This is a genomic window from Haemophilus sp. HMSC071C11, assembly GCF_001837655.1.
GTDB lineage: Bacteria > Pseudomonadota > Gammaproteobacteria > Enterobacterales > Pasteurellaceae > Haemophilus > Haemophilus influenzae.
This window is the reverse complement of sequence record NZ_KV833417.1, coordinates 1-1,254: the sequence shown is the minus strand read 5'-3', so window position 1 is coordinate 1,254 and position 1,254 is coordinate 1. Positions and strand designations below refer to the sequence as shown.

At 42.7% G+C, this 1,254-nt stretch carries 1 protein-coding gene; it reads right to left on the bottom strand.

Going from position 1 to position 1,254, the window contains the following annotated elements; translation table 11 throughout:
• Positions 1 to 67: 67 nt before the first annotated feature.
• The gene (gene tuf / locus HMPREF2644_RS05210) at positions 68 to 1,252 is read right to left on the bottom strand and encodes an elongation factor Tu (protein WP_005667564.1); all 1,185 of its coding nucleotides are present in this window, start codon (positions 1,250 to 1,252) and stop codon (positions 68 to 70) included.
• Positions 1,253 to 1,254: the final 2 nt, after the last annotated feature.

The following is a 1,254-nucleotide window of genomic DNA, read 5'->3' as shown; positions in this document are numbered from 1 at the left end:
ATTTTCTCCGCACTTTTCTTTTTACTTCTTCTGTCTTTTATCTTTAAGACATTCAAGAGTTCATCTATTATTTGATGATTTTCGCAACAACGCCTGCACCTACTGTACGGCCACCTTCACGGATTGCGAAACGTAAACCTTGATCCATCGCGATTGGGTGGATTAAGCTTACTGTCATCTTGATGTTATCCCCTGGCATTACCATTTCCACGCCTTCTGGTAATTCGATAGTACCAGTCACGTCTGTTGTACGGAAATAGAATTGTGGACGGTAACCTTTGAAGAATGGAGTATGACGACCACCTTCATCTTTTGATAATACGTACACTTCTGATTCGAAGTCAGTGTGTGGTGTGATTGAACCTGGTTTCGCTAATACTTGACCACGTTCGATTTCTTCACGTTTGGTACCACGTAATAATGCACCGATGTTTTCACCTGCACGACCTTCGTCAAGTAATTTACGGAACATTTCAACACCAGTTACAGTAGTTTTCGCTGTATCTTTGATACCGACGATTTCTACTTCATCACCTGTACGGATGATACCACGTTCTACACGACCTGTTACTACAGTACCACGACCTGAGATTGAGAACACATCTTCGATTGGAAGAAGGAACGGTTGGTCAATCGCACGTTCTGGTTCTGGAATATAAGTATCTAAGTGGTTTGCTAACTCAAGGATTTTTTCTTCCCATTCTGCTACGCCGTTTAACGCTTGTAATGCTGAACCACGTACGATTGGTGTATCGTCACCTGGGAAGTCATATTGAGATAGAAGTTCACGAACTTCCATTTCTACTAATTCTAATAACTCTTCGTCATCTACCATGTCGCATTTGTTTAAGAATACGATGATGTATGGAACACCTACTTGGCGACCTAATAAGATGTGTTCACGAGTTTGTGGCATAGGACCATCTGTTGCTGCTACTACTAAAATAGCACCATCCATTTGAGCCGCACCAGTAATCATATTTTTAACATAGTCGGCGTGTCCCGGACAGTCTACGTGTGCGTAGTGGCGAGTCGGTGTATCGTATTCAACGTGTGAAGTGTTGATGGTAATACCACGCGCTTTTTCTTCTGGCGCGTTATCAATTTGGTCAAATGCACGCGCTGCACCACCGTAGTGTTTTGCTAATACGGTTGTGATTGCTGCTGTTAAAGTTGTTTTACCGTGGTCAACGTGGCCGATTGTACCCACGTTTACGTGCGGTTTTGTACGTTCAAATTTTTCTTTAGACATTG

Excerpts from the sequence above, each read along its gene's own strand:
- tuf (WP_005667564.1), bottom strand. The coding sequence starts at position 1,252 with ATGTCTAAAGAAAAATTTGAACGTACAAAACCGCACGTAAACGTGGGT.